19 protein-coding genes and 1 riboswitch are annotated in these 17922 nt (G+C 47.8%); of the genes, 18 read left to right on the top strand and 1 reads right to left on the bottom strand.

What is annotated here, in order from left to right; all coding sequences use genetic code 11:
* Positions 1-199 precede the first annotated feature (199 nt).
* A riboswitch (FMN riboswitch) is annotated at positions 200-398 on the top strand.
* A gap of 288 nt (positions 399-686) precedes the next feature.
* From ribD to ACESLK_RS28140, 18 genes are all read left to right on the top strand, one after another.
* Complete coding sequence (gene ribD / locus ACESLK_RS28225; RefSeq protein WP_373233155.1) at positions 687-1829, top strand: bifunctional diaminohydroxyphosphoribosylaminopyrimidine deaminase/5-amino-6-(5-phosphoribosylamino)uracil reductase RibD; 1143 nt, start codon at positions 687-689, stop codon at positions 1827-1829.
* On the top strand, positions 1830-2495 hold the full coding sequence (gene ribE / locus ACESLK_RS28220; protein WP_373233154.1) for a riboflavin synthase: 666 nt from the start codon (positions 1830-1832) through the stop codon (positions 2493-2495).
* 14 nt (positions 2496-2509) lie between these two features.
* Entirely contained in the window at positions 2510-3739 is a 1230-nt protein-coding gene (locus ACESLK_RS28215; protein ID WP_373233153.1) for a bifunctional 3,4-dihydroxy-2-butanone-4-phosphate synthase/GTP cyclohydrolase II, read from the top strand.
* A 29-nt stretch (positions 3740-3768) separates the two neighbouring features.
* Entirely contained in the window at positions 3769-4239 is a 471-nt protein-coding gene (ribH, locus tag ACESLK_RS28210; protein WP_373233152.1) for a 6,7-dimethyl-8-ribityllumazine synthase, read from the top strand.
* A 62-nt stretch (positions 4240-4301) separates the two neighbouring features.
* Positions 4302-5093: a segregation and condensation protein A gene (locus tag ACESLK_RS28205; RefSeq protein WP_373233151.1), complete on the top strand. Its 792-nt coding sequence runs from the start codon at positions 4302-4304 to the stop codon at positions 5091-5093.
* Complete coding sequence (gene scpB, locus ACESLK_RS28200) at positions 5062-5673, top strand: SMC-Scp complex subunit ScpB (protein ID WP_373233150.1); 612 nt, start codon at positions 5062-5064, stop codon at positions 5671-5673. The genes ACESLK_RS28205 and scpB overlap by 32 nt, the downstream gene beginning before the upstream one ends.
* 77 nt (positions 5674-5750) lie before the next feature.
* Positions 5751-6437, top strand: coding sequence for a DUF2953 domain-containing protein (locus tag ACESLK_RS28195; RefSeq protein WP_373233149.1), 687 nt, complete (start codon positions 5751-5753; stop codon positions 6435-6437).
* Between the two features lie 96 nt (positions 6438-6533).
* On the top strand, positions 6534-7058 hold the full coding sequence (gene ytfJ, locus ACESLK_RS28190) for a GerW family sporulation protein (protein ID WP_373233148.1): 525 nt from the start codon (positions 6534-6536) through the stop codon (positions 7056-7058).
* 152 nt (positions 7059-7210) lie between these two features.
* Entirely contained in the window at positions 7211-8419 is a 1209-nt protein-coding gene (locus ACESLK_RS28185) for a D-alanyl-D-alanine carboxypeptidase family protein (protein ID WP_373233147.1), read from the top strand.
* Positions 8419-9084, top strand: a complete 666-nt coding sequence (locus ACESLK_RS28180) for a nucleoside recognition domain-containing protein (protein WP_373233146.1) — start codon at positions 8419-8421, stop codon at positions 9082-9084. Before ACESLK_RS28185 ends, ACESLK_RS28180 begins: the two co-directional genes overlap by 1 nt.
* A 5-nt stretch (positions 9085-9089) precedes the next feature.
* A complete protein-coding gene (locus tag ACESLK_RS28175) occupies positions 9090-9629 on the top strand; it encodes a spore maturation protein (RefSeq protein WP_373233145.1) in 540 nt (179 codons plus the stop codon).
* A gap of 21 nt (positions 9630-9650) precedes the next feature.
* Positions 9651-10394 carry a pseudouridine synthase gene (locus ACESLK_RS28170; protein ID WP_373233144.1) on the top strand — a complete coding sequence of 248 codons (744 nt, stop codon included), beginning with the start codon at positions 9651-9653 and terminating at the stop codon, positions 10392-10394.
* 110 nt (positions 10395-10504) lie between these two features.
* A complete protein-coding gene (locus ACESLK_RS28165; protein WP_373233143.1) occupies positions 10505-11038 on the top strand; it encodes a redoxin domain-containing protein in 534 nt (177 codons plus the stop codon).
* A 20-nt stretch (positions 11039-11058) separates the two neighbouring features.
* Positions 11059-12768: a cytochrome c biogenesis protein ResB gene (gene resB, locus ACESLK_RS28160; RefSeq protein ID WP_373233142.1), complete on the top strand. Its 1710-nt coding sequence runs from the start codon at positions 11059-11061 to the stop codon at positions 12766-12768.
* The gene (ccsA, locus tag ACESLK_RS28155; protein ID WP_373233141.1) at positions 12765-14027 is read left to right on the top strand and encodes a cytochrome c biogenesis protein CcsA; all 1263 of its coding nucleotides are present in this window, start codon (positions 12765-12767) and stop codon (positions 14025-14027) included. The genes resB and ccsA overlap by 4 nt, the downstream gene beginning before the upstream one ends.
* A gap of 42 nt (positions 14028-14069) precedes the next feature.
* Positions 14070-14783 carry a response regulator transcription factor gene (locus ACESLK_RS28150; protein WP_373233140.1) on the top strand — a complete coding sequence of 238 codons (714 nt, stop codon included), beginning with the start codon at positions 14070-14072 and terminating at the stop codon, positions 14781-14783.
* A 3-nt stretch (positions 14784-14786) separates the two neighbouring features.
* Positions 14787-16241 (top strand): ATP-binding protein, encoded by a 1455-nt coding sequence (locus tag ACESLK_RS28145; RefSeq protein WP_373233139.1) that lies wholly within the window; start codon positions 14787-14789, stop codon positions 16239-16241.
* A 14-nt stretch (positions 16242-16255) separates the two neighbouring features.
* Complete coding sequence (locus tag ACESLK_RS28140; RefSeq protein WP_373233138.1) at positions 16256-17512, top strand: MFS transporter; 1257 nt, start codon at positions 16256-16258, stop codon at positions 17510-17512.
* A gap of 181 nt (positions 17513-17693) precedes the next feature.
* Here ACESLK_RS28140 and ACESLK_RS28135 read toward each other — a convergent pair.
* On the bottom strand, positions 17694-17922 hold a 229-nt coding region (locus ACESLK_RS28135; protein WP_373233137.1), incomplete at its 5' end, for a hypothetical protein.

Here is a 17922-nt window from a genome sequence, read left to right as displayed (position 1 = left end):
AAGAGTTTAGTGGACAGATATAACTCACTACGGAATATTTCATGAACCGCCGTATACCGAACGGTACGTACGGTGGTGTGAGAGGTCGGGAGTTAATCACTCCCTCCTACTCGATTTTGAATCGACTTTTTGGTTTCGATTGTCATGGACTTACTTGCAAAATCATCCACAGGGTGGTACACTTTCTCTCAACTAGTTGCTAAACCTTCGGGGCGGGGTGTAATTCCCCACCGGCGGTGATCGGCAGCAGAAGTGTAAGTATGCTCGCATACTTTCACTTCTGCTGCCGTCAGTCCGTGACCCGTCATCATTGCTTCCGGAACAACGGTGAGCGTGATGCGGTGGACCTGGTGTAAATCCGGGACCGACAGTTAAAGTCTGGATGGGAGAAGGAAGCGCAGCACGGCCAAGCCGTGTCCATAATAAGCACGATAGCCGCAGGAAGTGGAATGAACACTGCAATTCTTTGTTCTTTTTTTCACAAACCTGTGTCTGAGTCGAACATTCACTACTTAAGGTGGCTTATTAGTGTAGTGTATTTTGTTCGTACTGCTTTTTGGGCATGCATAAAAGGCCTGTTTTTTTCGCTGTGCATTCAATCACCCCCGGGGTATTTCCCTTGGGGGGTTTCTGTTTTATTAGGGGTGGAAGCCGAAATTATTCGGCTGATCGAGAGGAAGCTGCTCATGGAATTATTGAATGACGAATTTTATATGCAGCTAGCGTTGAATTTAGCAGGCGGTGCTTCCGGACAAACCGGAGTAAACCCTGTGGTCGGCTGCGTGGTGGTAAATGAAGGTCGAATCGTCGGAATGGGTGCGCATCTGAAGCGCGGCGAGGGTCATGCAGAAGTTATTGCTCTGAATATGGCGGGTTCGGAAGCGCTTGGAGCCACAGCTTATGTAACGCTGGAGCCTTGCAGTCATTATGGATCGACGCCTCCTTGCTGCGAGCGACTCATTGCAGAAGGAGTCTCGCGTGTTGTTGTCGCTGCAATTGATCCCAATCCGTTAGTTGCAGGACGAGGAATCCAGCGGTTGCAAGAGGAAGGAATCCAAGTAGAGACTGGCGTGCTTGAGCAGCTGGCGAAAGCGCAGAACGAGATATTCAATAAATTCATTGTTACTAAGAAACCATTCGTAACACTGAAATCAGCTTTAACCCTCGATGGCCGGATTGCGACGCGAACGGGGCATAGTCGTTGGATAACGGGGGTACATTCCAGAGAGGCGGTACACACGTTGCGACACCGCCACAATGCGATCATGGTAGGAGCTGGTACAGTAATTGCCGATGATCCTGAGCTTACGACAAGGCTAAACATACCAGGTCTTCATCCTCTGAGGATTATCGTCGACTCTGCCTTAAGGATTCCAGAAACGGCTCGAGTTCTGAATGATACAGCGCCGACAATCGTATTAACGACAGAGCGAGCGGATGTGTCCAAGGCCGACAAGCTGCGGGAGCTCGGAGTTGAGGTGCTGAAGTGCGGAGCGGGGCCTAAAGTTGATCTAGAAATCGCAATGACAACTCTCGGTGACAGAGGGATCAGCTCAATCCTGCTTGAAGGCGGCGGTGTTCTGAACGGGGCAATGCTGCAGGCTGGTTTGGTAGATAAGCTTATGCTGTTCTATGCTCCGATTATTGTAGGCGGTGAAGGAGCACCTTCTGCATTTGCTTTTACCGGTCCGGAGGAAATGTCCTCTGCCTTAAGACTAAGCGGCGTCACTATGCAAGCCTTCGGTGAAGATTGGTGCGTCTCTGGATATCCGGCGAAAAAGCTAAACTCAGAGATGATCGGTGTAACAGCCGATAAGGAGGCGAACTAATTGTTTACAGGACTTATAGAAGAAATGGGTGTCCTTCGATCGGTTAAGCGGCGGGGAGAAGCTATGATAGTTCAAATTTCAGCCGCTAAGGTTCTTGAGGATGTTAAGATCGGCGACAGCATATCGGTTAACGGAGTTTGCTTAACCGTTGTAGAATTCGATCGTCAATCCTTTGCTGTGGATGTCATGCCGGAAACTTATCGCCTTACGAACCTTCAAACCATTCAGCCTGGGGCTCCTTTGAACTTAGAAAGAGCGATGATGGCAGGAGGCAGATTCGGAGGTCATCTCGTTCAAGGGCATGTAGACGGTACGGGGACCATTCGGGGCAGAACGCCTGAGGCCAATGCGGTCGTCTATACGATAGAGCCGAATCATTTACAGCTGTTGCGCCATATTGTTCCGCAAGGCTCAGTAACGCTGGATGGGATCAGTCTTACCGTTGTTTCGGTCAATCGGGAAGGCGGAACGTTCACGGTATCCATTATCCCCCACACGCTTAAGGAAACTGTGCTTCAATACAAACAACCAGGTGAAACCTTAAATATTGAATGCGATATTCTTGGCAAATACGTTGACCATTTATTAAACCTGCGAGAAGGGCAGCCAGCTAGCCGAGCAGGTGGATTATCAGAATCCGTCCTAAGAGACAATGGATTTATGTGAAAGAGGTGAGCAGTATGGAACAAAATCGGTTTGATCCGATAGAGGATGCCATTTACGACTTAATGCGAGGTAAGGTTATCATCGTCGTTGACGATGAGGATCGTGAGAATGAGGGGGATCTCATTGCCCTTGCAGACAAAGCCACTCCTGAGGTGATTAACTTCATGATCAGAGAAGCGCGCGGGCTTCTGTGCGTTCCGATTACGCAAGAACGAGCGGAAGCTCTTGACCTCCCGCCGATGGTCAGTCACAATACGGATTATCACGGTACTGCTTTTACGGTGTCTGTAGATCATATTTCGACAACAACGGGAATCTCGGCTCCGGAACGATCCATTTCAGTCAAGGCTTTAATAGATCCGAACGCGAAGCCCGGTGACTTTCGTCGTCCCGGCCATATTTTCCCGCTAATCGCCAAAAAAGGCGGGGTACTCAGACGTGCAGGACATACGGAGGCGGCGGTAGACTTAGCTAGAATGTGCGGCTCTTCTCCGGCTGCCGTTATCTGCGAGGTCATTAAGGAAGATGGGACAATGGCGAGATTACCCGACCTAGAGCTATTCGCAAAGGAGCATTCGCTGAAGTTAATTACGATTAAGGACTTAATTCATTATCGTAATGAAAAGGAAAAACTAGTGAAACGCGAAGTCGATGTTCGGATGCCTACTGATTTTGGTATATTCCAAGCTATCGCTTATACGAATGAAGTAGATAACAAAGAGCATGTCGCTTTCGTCAAAGGAAAGATAGACAGCTCCCAGCCAGTTCTTGTCCGGGTACATTCCGAATGCCTTACAGGTGACGTGTTTCATTCTCATCGGTGCGATTGCGGACCCCAACTGGAAGCCGCTCTGAGACAAATCGACGAAGCGGGCAGCGGTGTACTATTGTACATGCGGCAAGAAGGCAGAGGGATTGGTTTAATCAACAAATTACGGGCATATCAGCTTCAGGAGCAGGGATTAGACACAGTAGACGCGAATATCAAGCTTGGGTTTGCCCCTGATTTACGTGATTATGGAATTGGAGCGCAAATCTTGAAGGACGTTGGCGTTAGGGATATTCGTTTATTGACGAACAATCCACGAAAGATCAAGGGACTTGAAGGCTACGGCTTGAATGTCGTGGAGCGCGTTCCTATTCAGATGACCGAGAATGAGGATAATACTGGATATCTGCATACGAAGCAATCTAAGCTCGGTCATTTGTTGTCCTTTGGGGACGAACCAGAAAATAAAATATAATACGGAATGTAAATGAGAGGATGAATGAAATGTCAATCGTATATGAAGGTCATTTAATTTCAAAAGGTTTAAAGTACGGAATCGTTGTCGGAAGATTTAATGAGTTTATTACATCAAAGCTGCTCGGTGGAGCGTTAGACGCTCTAAAACGTCATGGTGTGGAAGAGGATGAAATTAATGTTGCTTGGGTTCCCGGTGCATTCGAGATTCCACTAATCGCTCAGAAGCTTGCGGAGAGCGGCAAGTACGATGCCGTCATTACGCTTGGTGCGGTTATTCGCGGCTCCACGCCCCACTTTGATTATGTTTGCAGCGAGGTGGCCAAAGGGGTATCCGCAATTAATCTTAAAACAGGGATTCCGACGATATTCGGAGTCCTTACGACAGACAGCATCGAGCAAGCGGTCGAGCGTTCCGGAACCAAAGCAGGCAACAAGGGCTGGGAAGCAGCGACTACAGCAATTGAGATGGCGAATTTAACCCGTGTGATCTCGGGCTGATTCAAGCGATTCGCCGTGATTCTATCGACAGGGATAAGCTTGGGACAGGAGGAGAAACCCGCGTGGCAGTGCTGTATAAGCTAGAAACGTTCGAGGGTCCGCTCGATTTATTGCTGCATCTTATTGATAAAGCGGAGATCGATATTCAGGATATTTCCATCAGCGATATAACGGATCAATATATGACTTATATAGAGGCCATGCAGGAGCTTGAGCTCGACGTTACAAGCGAATTTCTCGTAATGGCTGCTACATTGCTCTCGATGAAGAGTCGGCAGCTGCTGCCTAAGCCTCCCGTTACCGAAGAGCCATGGCTAACGGCCGATGAAGATGATTATCTAGATCCGCGTGAAGAGCTAATAAGGAAGCTAATCGAATATCGCAAGATTAAATCCGTCGCAGGCCAGCTTCGGGAGAAGGAATGGGATCGAAGCCAAGTCTATACGCGTGAGCCGACAGACCTGGCACCGTTTGTGAAAATCGCTCCCAGTAACCCTGTTGAAGGCTTGCACGTAGACGATCTCATTCATGCGTTCCAGCGAGCAATGAGACGGTTGGCTGGACGCCGTCGGGTATCTTCCATTCGGAAGGATGAGATTTCGGTAAAGGACAGAATCCGGGATATCGTTGATACGATGAAGAGTCGTTCGAGCGAAGGGAAGGTTCTCTTCTCTCACCTCATTGGAGATGAGTACGATCGCGAGGAAGTTGTCGTGACATTCCTCGCAATCCTCGAGCTCATGAAACGGAAATGGATATCTTGCCATCAAAGCGTTTTGTTCGATGAAATCGTGGTGTCGTGGATGGGGAGAGAGGATAAGCATGAACTACTCGACATTGAAGTCAGTACTTGAAGGGCTGTTATTCGTTTCTGGCGACGAGGGAATTAGCATCAAAACCGCTGCCGAGGTCGTTGAGATGGATACAGAGGTCGTTAAAGATATAATGAAGGACCTTCAGAAGGAGCTCGTCAAGAAAGGCCGCGGAATTCGGATCATGGAAGTGGCTGGCGGATTTCGTTTGACTACCGTATCGGAGCATGCTCCCTATTTCGAAAAGCTGGCATACTCACCTACCCGTGCCGCACTATCACAAGCAGCACTCGAAACATTATCTATTATTGCCTATCGTCAGCCTATTACACGGGTAGAGATTGAAGAAATTCGCGGGGTAAAGTCAGATCGCCCTCTATATACTTTAGTGAACAAAGATTTAATCGAAGAAAAGGGACGCGCCGATGCCATTGGCAGGCCTATTCTTTATGGCACAACCAAAGCGTTTCTTGATTATTTCGGTTTAGCGGGAATTTCAAGCTTGCCGGAGCCATCCGTTTCCGATGGTGATGATGAGCTGGAAGAGAGAACTAAGATGTTATTCGAGCGCATTGAAGGACGGCAGCTTTCCATGGAGGATATGGACAAGGAACTCGGTTAGAAACTCACTTAAGTGCATTTTAATGGAATGAAAGGCAACCAAAAGGTCATACTACCCCTAGGAAAGGCGGGGGCAGGATGGCCTTTTGGCTTTGGATTGTATTAGCTATTGTTGTCGTGATTATTGCAGGTGTCTTGTTATCCCGGGTACGTATTCGTCTTCGTTATTCTCGCAGCGGTCATTTGGATCAGCTTGTTGTCGTAGTACAGGCACTTTATGGGCTTTTCCATTATCAGATCATTGTGCCGTCCATTATGATACGCGGATGGAATATTGTATACCGGGAGAAAAGCACCGGCGGATTGATGGCGGAGCATGAAGGGAAGCAGAAAAAAGGTGAGATCAGCAAAAGAACGATTCGGCACCATGCGAAGGCTTACAGATCAATTCTGCAAACCACTCGCGAATTCAAACGATGGGCTTTGGAAACATTAAAGAAAATCGAATGTACACGCTGGCGGCTAGATTTCCAAGTTGGAACGGGAGATGCGGCGGTTACAGCGGTTATAACCGGATTGTTGTGGGCTGTATCCGGATGTGCAGCAGGAGCGGCAGGTGAGATCGTAACCTTAAAGACCTCCCCGCAAAGTCGGGTTTCTCCTAATTATTCCGGAACGGAATTTACGGTCGTATGGGAAGCGGATTTCAGAATTCGTTTAACCTCGATGTTATGGTCGTTTATCAAGCTTGGCAAGCGTACCATTCGCCTAAGCAAAGCTCTTAAAGCTTGGCGCAGCTGGTTGACCGGTCCCGAGCAAGCTTAAACATTAAGTATCAGCCAGCAATTCTTAGTTGGAACTGGTACGCATAAACAGTATGGTTATTCGGGCAAATTAGGTACACGAAAGGAGGAGGTTAAAATGTCGTCTCAACACCCTATTAATGGACTTATGGAAACCGCCATGGAGAATATTAAGGACATGGTGGATGTTAACACGATTGTTGGAGAACCCGTACAAACACCTGACGGAAGTGTCATTCTTCCCATTTCCAAAGTTAATTTCGGGTTCGCCGCCGGCGGCAGTGAATTCAACAACACTGAAGAGTCTGGAAACAACTCCAACAAACAGAATACTTCGGGACAAGATGCACAAAATGCATTCGTGTCTCTTCCGTTTGGAGGAGGCAGCGGCGGAGGGGTTTCCATCACTCCGATCGCTTTCTTAGTCGTAGGAACCCAAGGTGTAAAAGTTGTTCCGTTGGACAACCAGACCCATATCCTAGAGCGATTGATCGATGCGGCTCCACAGTGGGTCGATAAGCTAAGGAACACGTTCCAGAAGGGGACGGACCCGATGGGGATGAGTACAACGGGCGCCGCAAAGGGTACAAGCAACCCAATCCCAAACATCATTTCAAGTCCAACGAATGACAACATTATGTAATGAAGCTTTGCTTTCAAGCATGCCGGCCGATTTTGGCCGGTTTTTTATTCATTTGAACACATTTTTACACTCACATACTTTGGGACACGCCTACATAAAATGAGTACAAGAGCAAATGAAGGTTAAGCGATGTCGGATTGAGGAGGACATGCATGTACACCATTTTTCCCCAGAAAAAATCTCGTGTGTTATGGGTCAGTTTGTTCGTAATCCCATTCCTATTCTTAGCTGTACATACCGATGCGCTTGCAGCGCAAGCAATCACGGCTCCACAAGCGTTGAAGCCGCCTGATAATCACGCGCGTTCTGCTGCACTTATGGACGTGACCTCCGGACGTCTCCTCTTCAGCCAACGCGGCGACGAACGGATGAAGATCGCCAGCCTGACAAAAATCATGACAGCGATCGTCGCGATCGAGCACGGCGATTTGGATAGTACTGTGAAGGTGAGTGCTAAAGCGGCAGGGAAAGAAGGCTCCTCGCTCTATTTGAAAGCAGGGGAGAAGATATCCTTGCATAATGTGTTATACGGCTTGATGCTGCGCTCGGGGAATGATGCCGCGGTTGCCATAGCAGAGCACGTGGGCGGCTCGCTTGAGGGTTTTGCTTACCTTATGAACAAGAAGGCAGAGGAAATCGGTCTTACTAACAGTCAGTTTATGAATCCTCATGGACTCGATCAAGAAGGCCACTACTCTTCCGCGAACGATTTAGCCAAATTAACGGCTTATTCGATGCACAATCCAGACTTTAAGACGATGGTCTCCACGAAGGTGAAATCGGCACCAAACCCCCATGATTCTTGGGATTATAAGTGGGTGAACAAGAACAAGATGCTGACGATGTACGAAGGAGCGGATGGTGTGAAAACAGGCTACACCAGGCAAGCGCTTCGTACACTGGTCAGCTCTGCTACTCGCAACGGTCAGCAGCTCGTAGCTGTTACTCTTAATGACGGTGACGATTGGAGGGATCACCGCAACCTCCTTGATTACGGATTTGCACAGTTTCCTCTTACGGATGTCGTTAAACCGGGTGATCCCATTGCAGGATATGCGTATGAGGTGACGTCTGGATTTAAGTACCCCTTCGCTGCAGGTGAGAGGGAGCGGCTAGAAGTTCGATTAGCCCCCCTCCGACAAGGGACAGCTCCCTACAGGCTAGGATATCGCGGACAGCTTCGATTCGTATTAAACGAGCAGATTATCGGAAGTGTACCCTTCGTAGATCAAATTCAGCTCCAAGGAAGCTTGCCCGATGATTCCAAGCCGAGTATTGCCGAGCCTTCTGCTAAGTTGTCCTTTGCAGAATCAATGCGATTGTCGCTTAGAGCTCTTTTTCTACAGGGAGGGTCTCTGTAATGGTGAATGTCATTTGGCTTGGAATGATTGTGGTTAGCGTTATATTCGGAGCTGCGAATGGAAGAATGGAGCAGGTAGCAGAGGCTGCATTCGGCGGTGCCCAGACAGGAGTGACGGTCTGTCTTGGGCTCATCAGCATTCTAGTCTTCTGGATGGGCCTTATGAGAATCGCGGAGGACTCCGGTCTTGTTCGGAAGCTTTCCTTGCTAATGGCTCCTGTAGTCAGAAAGCTCTTCCCTGATGTTCCGCCCGAGCATCCTGCCATGGGTTATATTCTATCCAATATGAGTGCCAATTTGCTTGGGCTTGGCAATGCCGCCACGCCAATGGGGATTAAGGCGATGCAGGAGCTGCAGAAGCTTAACCCAACACCAACGGTTGCGACCCCGGCAATGTGTACCCTCTTGGCTTTAAATACAGCTAGCATTACTATCGTTCCTACGACAATGATAGCGATTCGGATGAATTTCGGCTCCCTTCATCCAGCGGATATCGTAGCTCCTACCATACTTGCTACTTTAATCTCTACGGGGGTGGCCATTATCGTCGACAGGTGGTACCGGAACAGGAATCGATTCCCTCCCACAGCTGCAATCATTCATAAGGACGGAGCTTCGACCAACTCCACTTTATATAAGCCCTCTGCTCCTGCAGGGGGAGGCTGATCTCTTTGATATCATGGATTCAGATCATTTCGACATGGACCATTCCAGTGCTTATAGCTTTCATTCCTTTATACGCTTTTTTTCGTAAAATACCCGTCTATGAATCGTTCATCGACGGAGCCAAGGATGGGTTTCAGACAGCTATCGGTATTATCCCGCATTTGGTTGGAATGATGACGGCCATTAGCATGTTTAGAGCTTCTGGAGCGATGGATGCGATGGTCGGGCTTGTCCGGCCATTGCTTGAAGGCTTCGGTATTCCCGGAGAGGTATTGCCGCTTGCGTTATTGCGTCCGATTACCGGAGCGGGCTCATTAGCCTTCGTGACGGACCTCATTAAAGAGCAAGGGCCAGACTCCTTCGTCGCTCGCATCGCTTCTACCATTCAAGGCAGTACAGATACCACTTTATACGTTTTGACAGTCTATTTTGGCGCTGTAGGGATACGAAATTCTCGTTATGCGTTAAAGGTTGGCTTATTCTCGGACTTCATCGGATTTTTCGCCGCAGTCGCAGCTTGCTGGTTGATGTTCGGATTGGTATGATGGTTCTTGAGGTGAACGACCGTGGAAGAAAGATTACAGAAGGTACTTGCGAACGCAGGAGTCGCATCCAGGCGAAAATGTGAAGATCTCATAACGGCTGGAAAAGTAATGGTTAACGGAGAAGTCGTGACTGCGCTTGGCGTTAAAGCCGACCCGACCGTTGATGTGATAACGGTATCCGGAAAACCAATCAAGAAGGAAAACAAGCTTTATATTATGTTTAATAAGCCTAAGGGTGTCATAACGAGCGTATCGGATCCTCAAGGGCGCAGCGTGGTTACCGACTATTTGAAGGAAATTAAGGAAAGGCTGTATCCTGTAGGCCGACTGGATTACGACTCAGAAGGCTTACTCCTGCTTACGAATGATGGAGATTTGGCGCATAAGCTGACGCATCCAAGCCATCATGTCCCTAAAACCTATCATGCCACCGTCGAGAGAGTTCCTCATGGCAACGCGCTTGAGAGACTGCAGAATGGGATCAAGCTGGAGGATGGAGTTACTGCACCGGCACAGGTCGAGTATCATGATATAGATCCTGAGGGTAAATTCGCGACAATCGCGATCACGATCCATGAAGGGAAAAATCGGCAGGTCCGTCGGATGTTTGATGCCATTCATCACCCCGTCATCCGGCTAAAGCGGATTTCATTCGGCGGGTTGTTCCTGAACAACCTGCAGCGGGGCAAACATCGTAAGCTTACCGCAGATGAGATGGGGAAGCTTCTAGATGCGGTGAAGTCGATCGAAACGGTTGAAGAATAACGACATATTGCGTCACACAATGTTCAAAACCGGAGGTCGGGCGCTATTGCCCTTGACCCCGGTATTTTCGTTATAATGAGATTATTGGATTTAAGGTGGTGAGAGGCTTTATGGGAAGACACCGTAAGCTCATTCAATATTTAATTTTTGCCATTGTTCTCCTGGTTGGCGGTTATGCGATCGGCAATTCCCTATTTACAACAAGTACGGTGCTAAGGCAAGGAGACACCCCGCCAAGCTTCAAGCTTGCAGGGTTAGATAATATGGTTCATCAGTGGGAGGATTACGAAGGTAAGCCTGTCATTCTGAATTTCTGGGGCACCTTCTGCCCGCCATGCCGAGACGAAATGCCTGCTCTTCAGAAGCAGTACGAGCAGTGGAAGGGTGAAGGGCTGGAATTAATCGGTATTAATCTCAGCGAGGACCGATTAACCGTTGAGAGCTTTATCCGGCAAGTGGGTGTTAACTTCCCGATTCTGCTCGATAAGGATAAGAAGGTAGAGAAGCAATACGGACTTAAGCATTATCCGACTACTTTTTTCATCACCGCGAAAGGAACGATCCAGGAGGTTGTCATTGGCGGCTTGCTGACTGAGGAAGAGATCGAAACGCGCGTGGAACGGCTAATGAAGTCGAAATCGTGACGTCAAGGAGGGCCATGCAGTTGTTTCAGAACACCAAGTGCGAATGCGGACATCAGAACCCTGTAGGAACTGTTTTATGTGAATCGTGCGGTAAACCGCTTCTAGAAGAGCTGTTGGCCAATGAAGGCACTCCTTTAGAAATGAGATACGACGGTGTGGCTCGGAGATCGCAGAAGGCTAATCCGCAGCTGATCGATCGGGCATGGAATTTCTTCTCATCGGTAAAAATTGCGGTTTATCTTATCTTTATTACGCTCGTGGCCTCTTCTCTCGGTACGATTTTCCAACAGGAAAGTACGCTGATAAACCTTTCCGAATATGCCGAATTCGCTGCGTATTATAAAGAATCACACGGGACCGCTGGAGTCATCTACCATGCGCTCGGTTTATCTCATACCTATGAGTCCTGGTGGTTTGTCGGTTTGCTCGTCATGATTGGAACCTCGCTCGTTGTCTGCAGCCTGGATCGGGTGCTGCCCTTATATCGAGCGCTCAAAAATCAGCAGATTCGTAAACATATACAATTCATAACACGTCAGCAGGTAGTCTATTCGGGTACTGTGCAGGGAGATTCTGATGCTTGGATTACGTCCTTCGGACAGCAAATAAAACGAAAACGCTATCGGGTCTGGCAGGAAGATGGCGCTTTGCTCGCAGAGAAAAACAGATTCAGCCGCTGGGGACCTTACATTAACCATATTGGACTTATTATTTTCCTCTTGGCAGTACTTGCGCGGGGGATCCCAGGCTATCATATGGATCAGTATCTGTCTCTGTATGAAGGAGAGACAAGACAGATTCCTGGAACGAATTATTATGTGAAGAATGACAATTTCACTGTGGAATATTACAAGGACGAGGAGCTGGCTGGAAATCAGAAGGGAACGAAGGTTGTTTCCTTATATGAGACAAAAGCGAGATTGTACGAGTGTACGGATGCTTGCGATGATCCAACTCGGGATCCGTTATTATCCGAAGTGAAGCAGCACGATATCCGGGTGAATAGCGCACTAATCTACAAAGGGCTGAAGCTGTATCAGAATAGCTTTCAAGAGCGAGTAAGATTTATTTCGGTTCATCCTTCGATGATAGATGCGGTTACGGGTAAAGCTTACGGCTCGTTCGATTTATTAATGGACAATCCGATGATTAGTTATGATGTTGGCCCCTACACCTTGACGTTAAACGATTTTTATCCGGATTTCGCTCTCGACCAGCAGAGTCGCCCGATGACAAAGACACGTGAGCCGAACAACCCTGCTTTTGTTTTTAGGGTAAAAGGTCCAGATCTAGCGTCTAATGGCGAGGTGTATGTTTACTTCCCAATGCCTAATGCGAACAGCAAATATTATGAGAAAATTCTCAACGATAGCTTTAAGCAAAGAGGCGACAATACAGGGAGATTTACCTTTCGGGTGGAAAACCCTATCGTAGATGGTAAAATGAACAATATCAACTTCTCAGAATATACAACCTATCTTAACATCCGAGTTGATCGTGCCATGCCTTTCATTTGGGTCGGAGCGGCGATCTCCATGATCGGCCTGATTATGGGCTTCTACTGGCAACACAGGAGGATATGGCTGCGGTTAGATGGGGACAAGCTGTCTCTCGGTGCCCATACGAACAAGAACAGCTTTGGTCTTAGAGCGGATGTTGCTTCGGCATTGGGTCGAACAGGCATCGAAGTACCGCCGAAATCGCTAGATAACAGGAGGAATTTAAGTTGACTTGGTGGCTAGAATTCAGCAGTAATGCTTTTATAACAGCCTTTGGTCTTTACTGTGCTTCATTCATTTGTTATGCCATCGCGGTGGCAGGAAAGAGCTGGAGCAACCGTAAGCCGGAGGCACATACTGCCAAGTGGGGAAAAATCGGTTTTGCTTTGGCGGCACTAGGCTGGCTAGCGCATTTGACCTTCTTCTTTACGCGTTGGTATGGCGGGGGTCATATTCCTACGAGTAACATGTATGAGTTCATGACGTTTCTCGGAATGGCCATTATGCTCGCATTTATCGTCGTATTCCTTATTTATCGCAACATGCTGCTCGGTGCATTCACTCTGCCGCTTGTTATTATTATTGTCGCGTACGCTTCCGTATTTCCATCAGAGGTACAGCCGCTTATTCCTGCACTTAACAATATTTGGCTGAAGATTCATGTTACAACCGCAGCGACAGGCGAAGCCTTCTTCGCAGTCGGATTTGCCGCTGCCCTAATGCAATTAATTCGCGTAGTTGATTATAGTCGAACGGATAAAGCCGGAAAACGATCACAGCGGTGGACGGAATTCTCGCTGTTCGTTATTATCATTCTCATAGGCTTCCTGGTGGCTGTATTTGCCTTCCGCGGCTCGGGTTATCAGTCGGAATTCCGTCAAGAAACCGTTACGATTGACGATCAAGGCATAGAGAGCTCCGTAGTCAAGCAAGTCAAATATTTCTTGCCGCCGATCGTGAAACCATACAATAGCGATACGATCACCTTTCAACCATTTATTGGAATGCAAGACTCGTTGTTTGAAGCTCCATCTTGGATGAACGGAGTAAATGCCGGACGTAAGCTTAATACAGTGATCTGGTCCATTATTTCCGGTATTATCTTATACGGTCTGCTTCGTTTAGCAGCACGTAAGCCGCTTGCGGCATTGATTCATCCATATCTGAAGGATATAGATGCAGAGGATCTTGAGGAAATCAGCTATCGTGCGATTGCCATCGGATTCCCCATTTTTACGCTAGGGGCCCTGATTTTTGCGATGATATGGGCAGAAATTGCCTGGTCCAGGTTCTGGGGCTGGGATCCTAAGGAAGTATGGGCGCTCATTACTTTCTTGTTCTATAGCGTCTACTTGCACCTTCGCTTATCCAGAGGCTGGCAAGGAACGCGTTCGGCCTGGTTGGCAGTTATCGGCTTCCTAGTCGTGATGTTCACCTTGGTAGGCGTTAATCTCGTTATTGCCGGTTTGCATTCCTATTCCGGGGTTTGATGATCAACTGATTGAAGAAAACAGCTGAGAGGAGTGTTAAAGATGGGTATGGGAAATCGGATATTGGTCGTAGACGATGAAGAACGAATTCGTCGCTTGCTCAGAATGTATTTGGAAAAGGAAGGTTATGAAATCGAGGAGGCTGAAGATGGAGAGTCGGCTCTTCGTAAAGCACAAGAGGAAGATTTCGATCTAATCGTATTAGATCTCATGCTGCCTGGTATAGATGGTATTGAAGTGTGTGCTCGTCTACGCCAGCTAAAAGCGACGCCTGTGCTTATGCTTACCGCCAAGGGCGAAGAGGTAAACCGTGTCCAGGGCTTCGAGGTCGGGGCAGACGATTATGTGGTTAAGCCCTTCAGTCCGCGGGAGGTCATCTTCCGGATTAAAGCGATCTTGCGCCGTTCGTCGGCAACGGCTTTCCTATCCAAGGATATTAACACCAGCAACAACATCGTGTTTCCTTACCTCATTATTGAGCATGACGCTCACCGCGTAACGGCAAGCGGACAGGAAGTAAATCTGACTCCGAAGGAATATGAGCTGCTGCACTATCTCGCAAGTACTCCAGACAAGGTGTTCTCACGAGAAGAGCTGCTGAAGGACGTATGGAACTATGATTTCTTCGGCGATTTGCGAACGGTAGACACCCATGTGAAGCGCCTTCGTGAGAAGCTAAATCGGGTTTCCGCAGAAGCAGCTTCAATGATTACTACTGTATGGGGCGTTGGCTACAAGCTAGAGGCGGCGAAGTAGCTTATGGCGATTTGGAGATCCATTGTCGGTAAAATGTGGCTGACGATCATAGGTTTAGTTGCGATTGTCATTACGACTTTAGGGCTTTTTCTGCTAAAATATATCGATTTAACCTTCGCTGATCCAGTGAAGATTAAACATCTGTTTATTTACGCAGGTATCATCGGGTTTCTGCTGACAACCTTTTTCGCCTTTTTCCTTCTTACCAAGATTACGCAGCCGTTACGTGAAATGAAGGACGCTGCTAATCGGATTGGGCAAGGGGATTATTCAACTCGCGTGGCCATCCGTTCCTCGGATGAGATCGGTGAGCTTGCGAACACCTTTAACCAGATGGCATCAGAGCTTCATACCCTCATACGGGATCTCCAGCATGAGCGCGATCATCTGAGCAGCGTTCTGCGAAGCATGACGGATTCAGTTATTTCTTTCGATGCTGAAGGAGTTGTCATTCTGACTAACCCGCAAGGACAGCATTTGCTTGAGGATTGGAGCTCTGTGGATTGGACCGATGAGGATACACCCGAGATGGATGCTCATGTACCTGGACCTCTGCGGGAAGCTTTCCGTATATGTCTGAAGAGCGGCAAGGAGATGACCGTTAAAGTACATGTTAAGAGCGGAGTGTGGTCAATTGTAATGACGCCGCTCGCCGCTACGGATTCCGTAAGAGGAGTGGTTGCCGTTCTGAGGGATGTGACCGAGGAATTCCGCGTAGACAAAATGCGCAAGGATTTCGTCGCAAACGTCTCACATGAAATTCGTACACCGCTTTCGATGGTTCAAGGCTACAGCGAAGCGCTTCTCGATGATATTGCAGCGTCTCCAGAAGAGCGCAGGGAGCTTGTTCAGGTCATTCATGACGAATCGCTGAGGATGGGCCGTTTAGTTAAGGATTTGTTGGATCTAGCAAGGATGGAAGCCGGTTATTTGGAATTGACGTTTCAGCCGGTTGATATAAATGGTTTGCTGTCTCGGGTTTATCGAAAGTTCGCGGCCTTAGCTAAGGAACGCAATATTAAGCTTACACGGTCTGAAGAGGATCCAGCATTGCTGTTAGAAGCCGGCGATGGAGATCGTCTAGAGCAGGTGTTAACCAACTTGATGGATAACGCGCTTCGTCACACCCCCTCTGGAGCTTCCATATCGCTCGATGCCGCCAGGGTTGAGGGAGCCAAAGGGGACTCCATAGAACTCAAAGTGGCGGATGAGGGACAGGGAATACCGCGTGAGGATTTGCCTTATATCTTCGAACGCTTTTATAAAGCGGATAAGGCTCGTAAGAGAGATACGAATACGGGCGGTACCGGCCTTGGACTTGCAATCGTCAAAAACCTGATCGAAGCGCATGGCGGCACTATACAAGCGGCAAGTGAGCAAGGTGAAGGAACGACATTCACGATCAAGCTTCCGATTGCGGCAAATCGCAAGATGCATATTAAACCTCCTGGCTACTGAAAAGAGGTAACAGCATGAAACTCCAGCTTCATTGGTCTTCCATGAAGGGGACGCAGGCAGCTCCCGACCAGCAATTGTCTCGTGAAGCCCGAGTCGCTTTGTTTATACACGGCTGTTTTCAGATCGGCGCTTCGATGTCGGGACTGTTCTTGAATTTATATTTATGGCGTTTGACCGAAGATCTAGTCATCAATGCAATCTTTAATATCATAGTATACGGCATGACTCCCGTTGCGTTTGCTCTAGGCGGATGGATTGCCAAGAAGAAGGACCGGATGGTCACGTATCGCCTCGGCATTGCGCTCATCACGGTCTTTTTCCTTGTCGTTATTTTCGCACAAGAGAAGGTTGTCGCTTATTATCCTTGGTTTGCATTATTTAACGGTCTGGCGCTGGGTTTATATTGGACGGGATATCTCGTCTTGCAATATGACGTTACGGAAAGTCGCAATCGTTCTCGGTACCTGGGTATTAATATGATCGTTTTTAATTCCGCGGGGTTAATAGGACCTGCGTTATCGGGGTTTCTGATTAGCTTGTTCGAAGGACTGCGGGGTTATTTATTCACCTTCGCGGCTGCCTCCGCCTTGTTCGGCTTGGCATCCTTCTGCAGCTTGCGTATTCCGAGAATACACTCGCATCATCGAACTTATTATCTTAAGTTCTCCGGTCTTATGATGCGCAGAAATCGACTATGGGTATTATCGCTGTTTAGTTTTTTCGTTTTGGGACTTTTTCAAGGAATGATGCTGTTTCTTCCGAATATCCTTATGTTCCAAACCGTTGGGAGAGAGGATCATGTTGGTTACTTAACAGTATTCTTCGCATTATTGACCATCTTGACGGGATTCTTCATCTCACGCCGTGAACAGCAAAATAACATCCGCCGGGATTTACTTGTCGCATCGCTGATTATTATTTTAGGTGCTTCGGTGCTGCTCCTTGATATCCGTCTTTGGACTGTTGTCTTATATATGTCGGTATACTCTTTAGCGGCTCCGCTTATTATTAATACGTTGACATCGTATTATTACCGAATCATGGACGATTTACCCTTGAAGGGGCTATTCCGTATCGAATCCGTAGTCATTCGCGAATTCTTCTTGAATGCTGGCAGAGTACTCTCCATTCTAATGCAGATCATATTCGCGAGTAATATTGATTCTCCGGCTTTGGCTATCGTGCTCATCATAACTGCGATTTTACAGCTGATAATCGTGTTGCTGGTAAGAAACAAAAAGAGTATTAGCCTAAATGGGGTAGAGGAGTAATTTTGATGTAAAAGTGCTATTAATTTCTCGTATTTTATCCTTATTAGAGATTTAGATGTTTTCATACCTCTAATTCGCCCATAAAATTCCGAAAGAGTGGAAATGGAGTTCGGTAAATGTACTTTTACCACTAATCCTTCAACAATGGGCTTTTTGTAATCGATTAGGGGTACAAATGCATCTAACTCGCAACAAGGGTTTCCGCCATAAGGGTTTCCCGCAAATTGCGGAAGAAAGCAGCAATTGACCCAAAAAAATGGTGGTGCAGGAATAACTGCACCACCAGATCGTCGAGAAACCCCCGTCTCTTGAGACGTAGGGGTTTCTCTTCATTTTTGGAGAGGGGATCATTAAAATCCGAGGGGGATATTACCCTAATTCCCTCCTTTCGAGTTGGAGGGCAATCTTCT

The sequence above is a fragment of the Cohnella sp. genome, assembly GCF_041640265.1.
Lineage (GTDB): Bacteria > Bacillota > Bacilli > Paenibacillales > Paenibacillaceae > Cohnella.
This window is presented reverse-complemented; position numbering and strand designations above follow the sequence as displayed.

What these genes read in the sequence shown, in the direction of transcription:
- ACESLK_RS28180 (WP_373233146.1), top strand. Translation starts at nt 8,419, where the DNA reads ATGGTGAATGTCATTTGGCTTGGAATGATTGTGGTTAGCGTTATATTC.
- ACESLK_RS28215 (WP_373233153.1), top strand. Translation starts at nt 2,510, where the DNA reads ATGGAACAAAATCGGTTTGATCCGATAGAGGATGCCATTTACGACTTA.
- ribH (WP_373233152.1), top strand. Translation starts at nt 3,769, where the DNA reads ATGTCAATCGTATATGAAGGTCATTTAATTTCAAAAGGTTTAAAGTAC.
- ytfJ (WP_373233148.1), top strand. Translation starts at nt 6,534, where the DNA reads ATGTCGTCTCAACACCCTATTAATGGACTTATGGAAACCGCCATGGAG.
- ACESLK_RS28195 (WP_373233149.1), top strand. Translation starts at nt 5,751, where the DNA reads ATGGCCTTTTGGCTTTGGATTGTATTAGCTATTGTTGTCGTGATTATT.
- scpB (WP_373233150.1), top strand. Translation starts at nt 5,062, where the DNA reads ATGAACTACTCGACATTGAAGTCAGTACTTGAAGGGCTGTTATTCGTT.
- ACESLK_RS28145 (WP_373233139.1), top strand. Translation starts at nt 14,787, where the DNA reads ATGGCGATTTGGAGATCCATTGTCGGTAAAATGTGGCTGACGATCATA.
- ACESLK_RS28165 (WP_373233143.1), top strand. Translation starts at nt 10,505, where the DNA reads ATGGGAAGACACCGTAAGCTCATTCAATATTTAATTTTTGCCATTGTT.
- ACESLK_RS28185 (WP_373233147.1), top strand. Translation starts at nt 7,211, where the DNA reads ATGTACACCATTTTTCCCCAGAAAAAATCTCGTGTGTTATGGGTCAGT.
- ribD (WP_373233155.1), top strand. Translation starts at nt 687, where the DNA reads ATGGAATTATTGAATGACGAATTTTATATGCAGCTAGCGTTGAATTTA.
- ACESLK_RS28150 (WP_373233140.1), top strand. Translation starts at nt 14,070, where the DNA reads ATGGGTATGGGAAATCGGATATTGGTCGTAGACGATGAAGAACGAATT.
- ACESLK_RS28140 (WP_373233138.1), top strand. Translation starts at nt 16,256, where the DNA reads ATGAAACTCCAGCTTCATTGGTCTTCCATGAAGGGGACGCAGGCAGCT.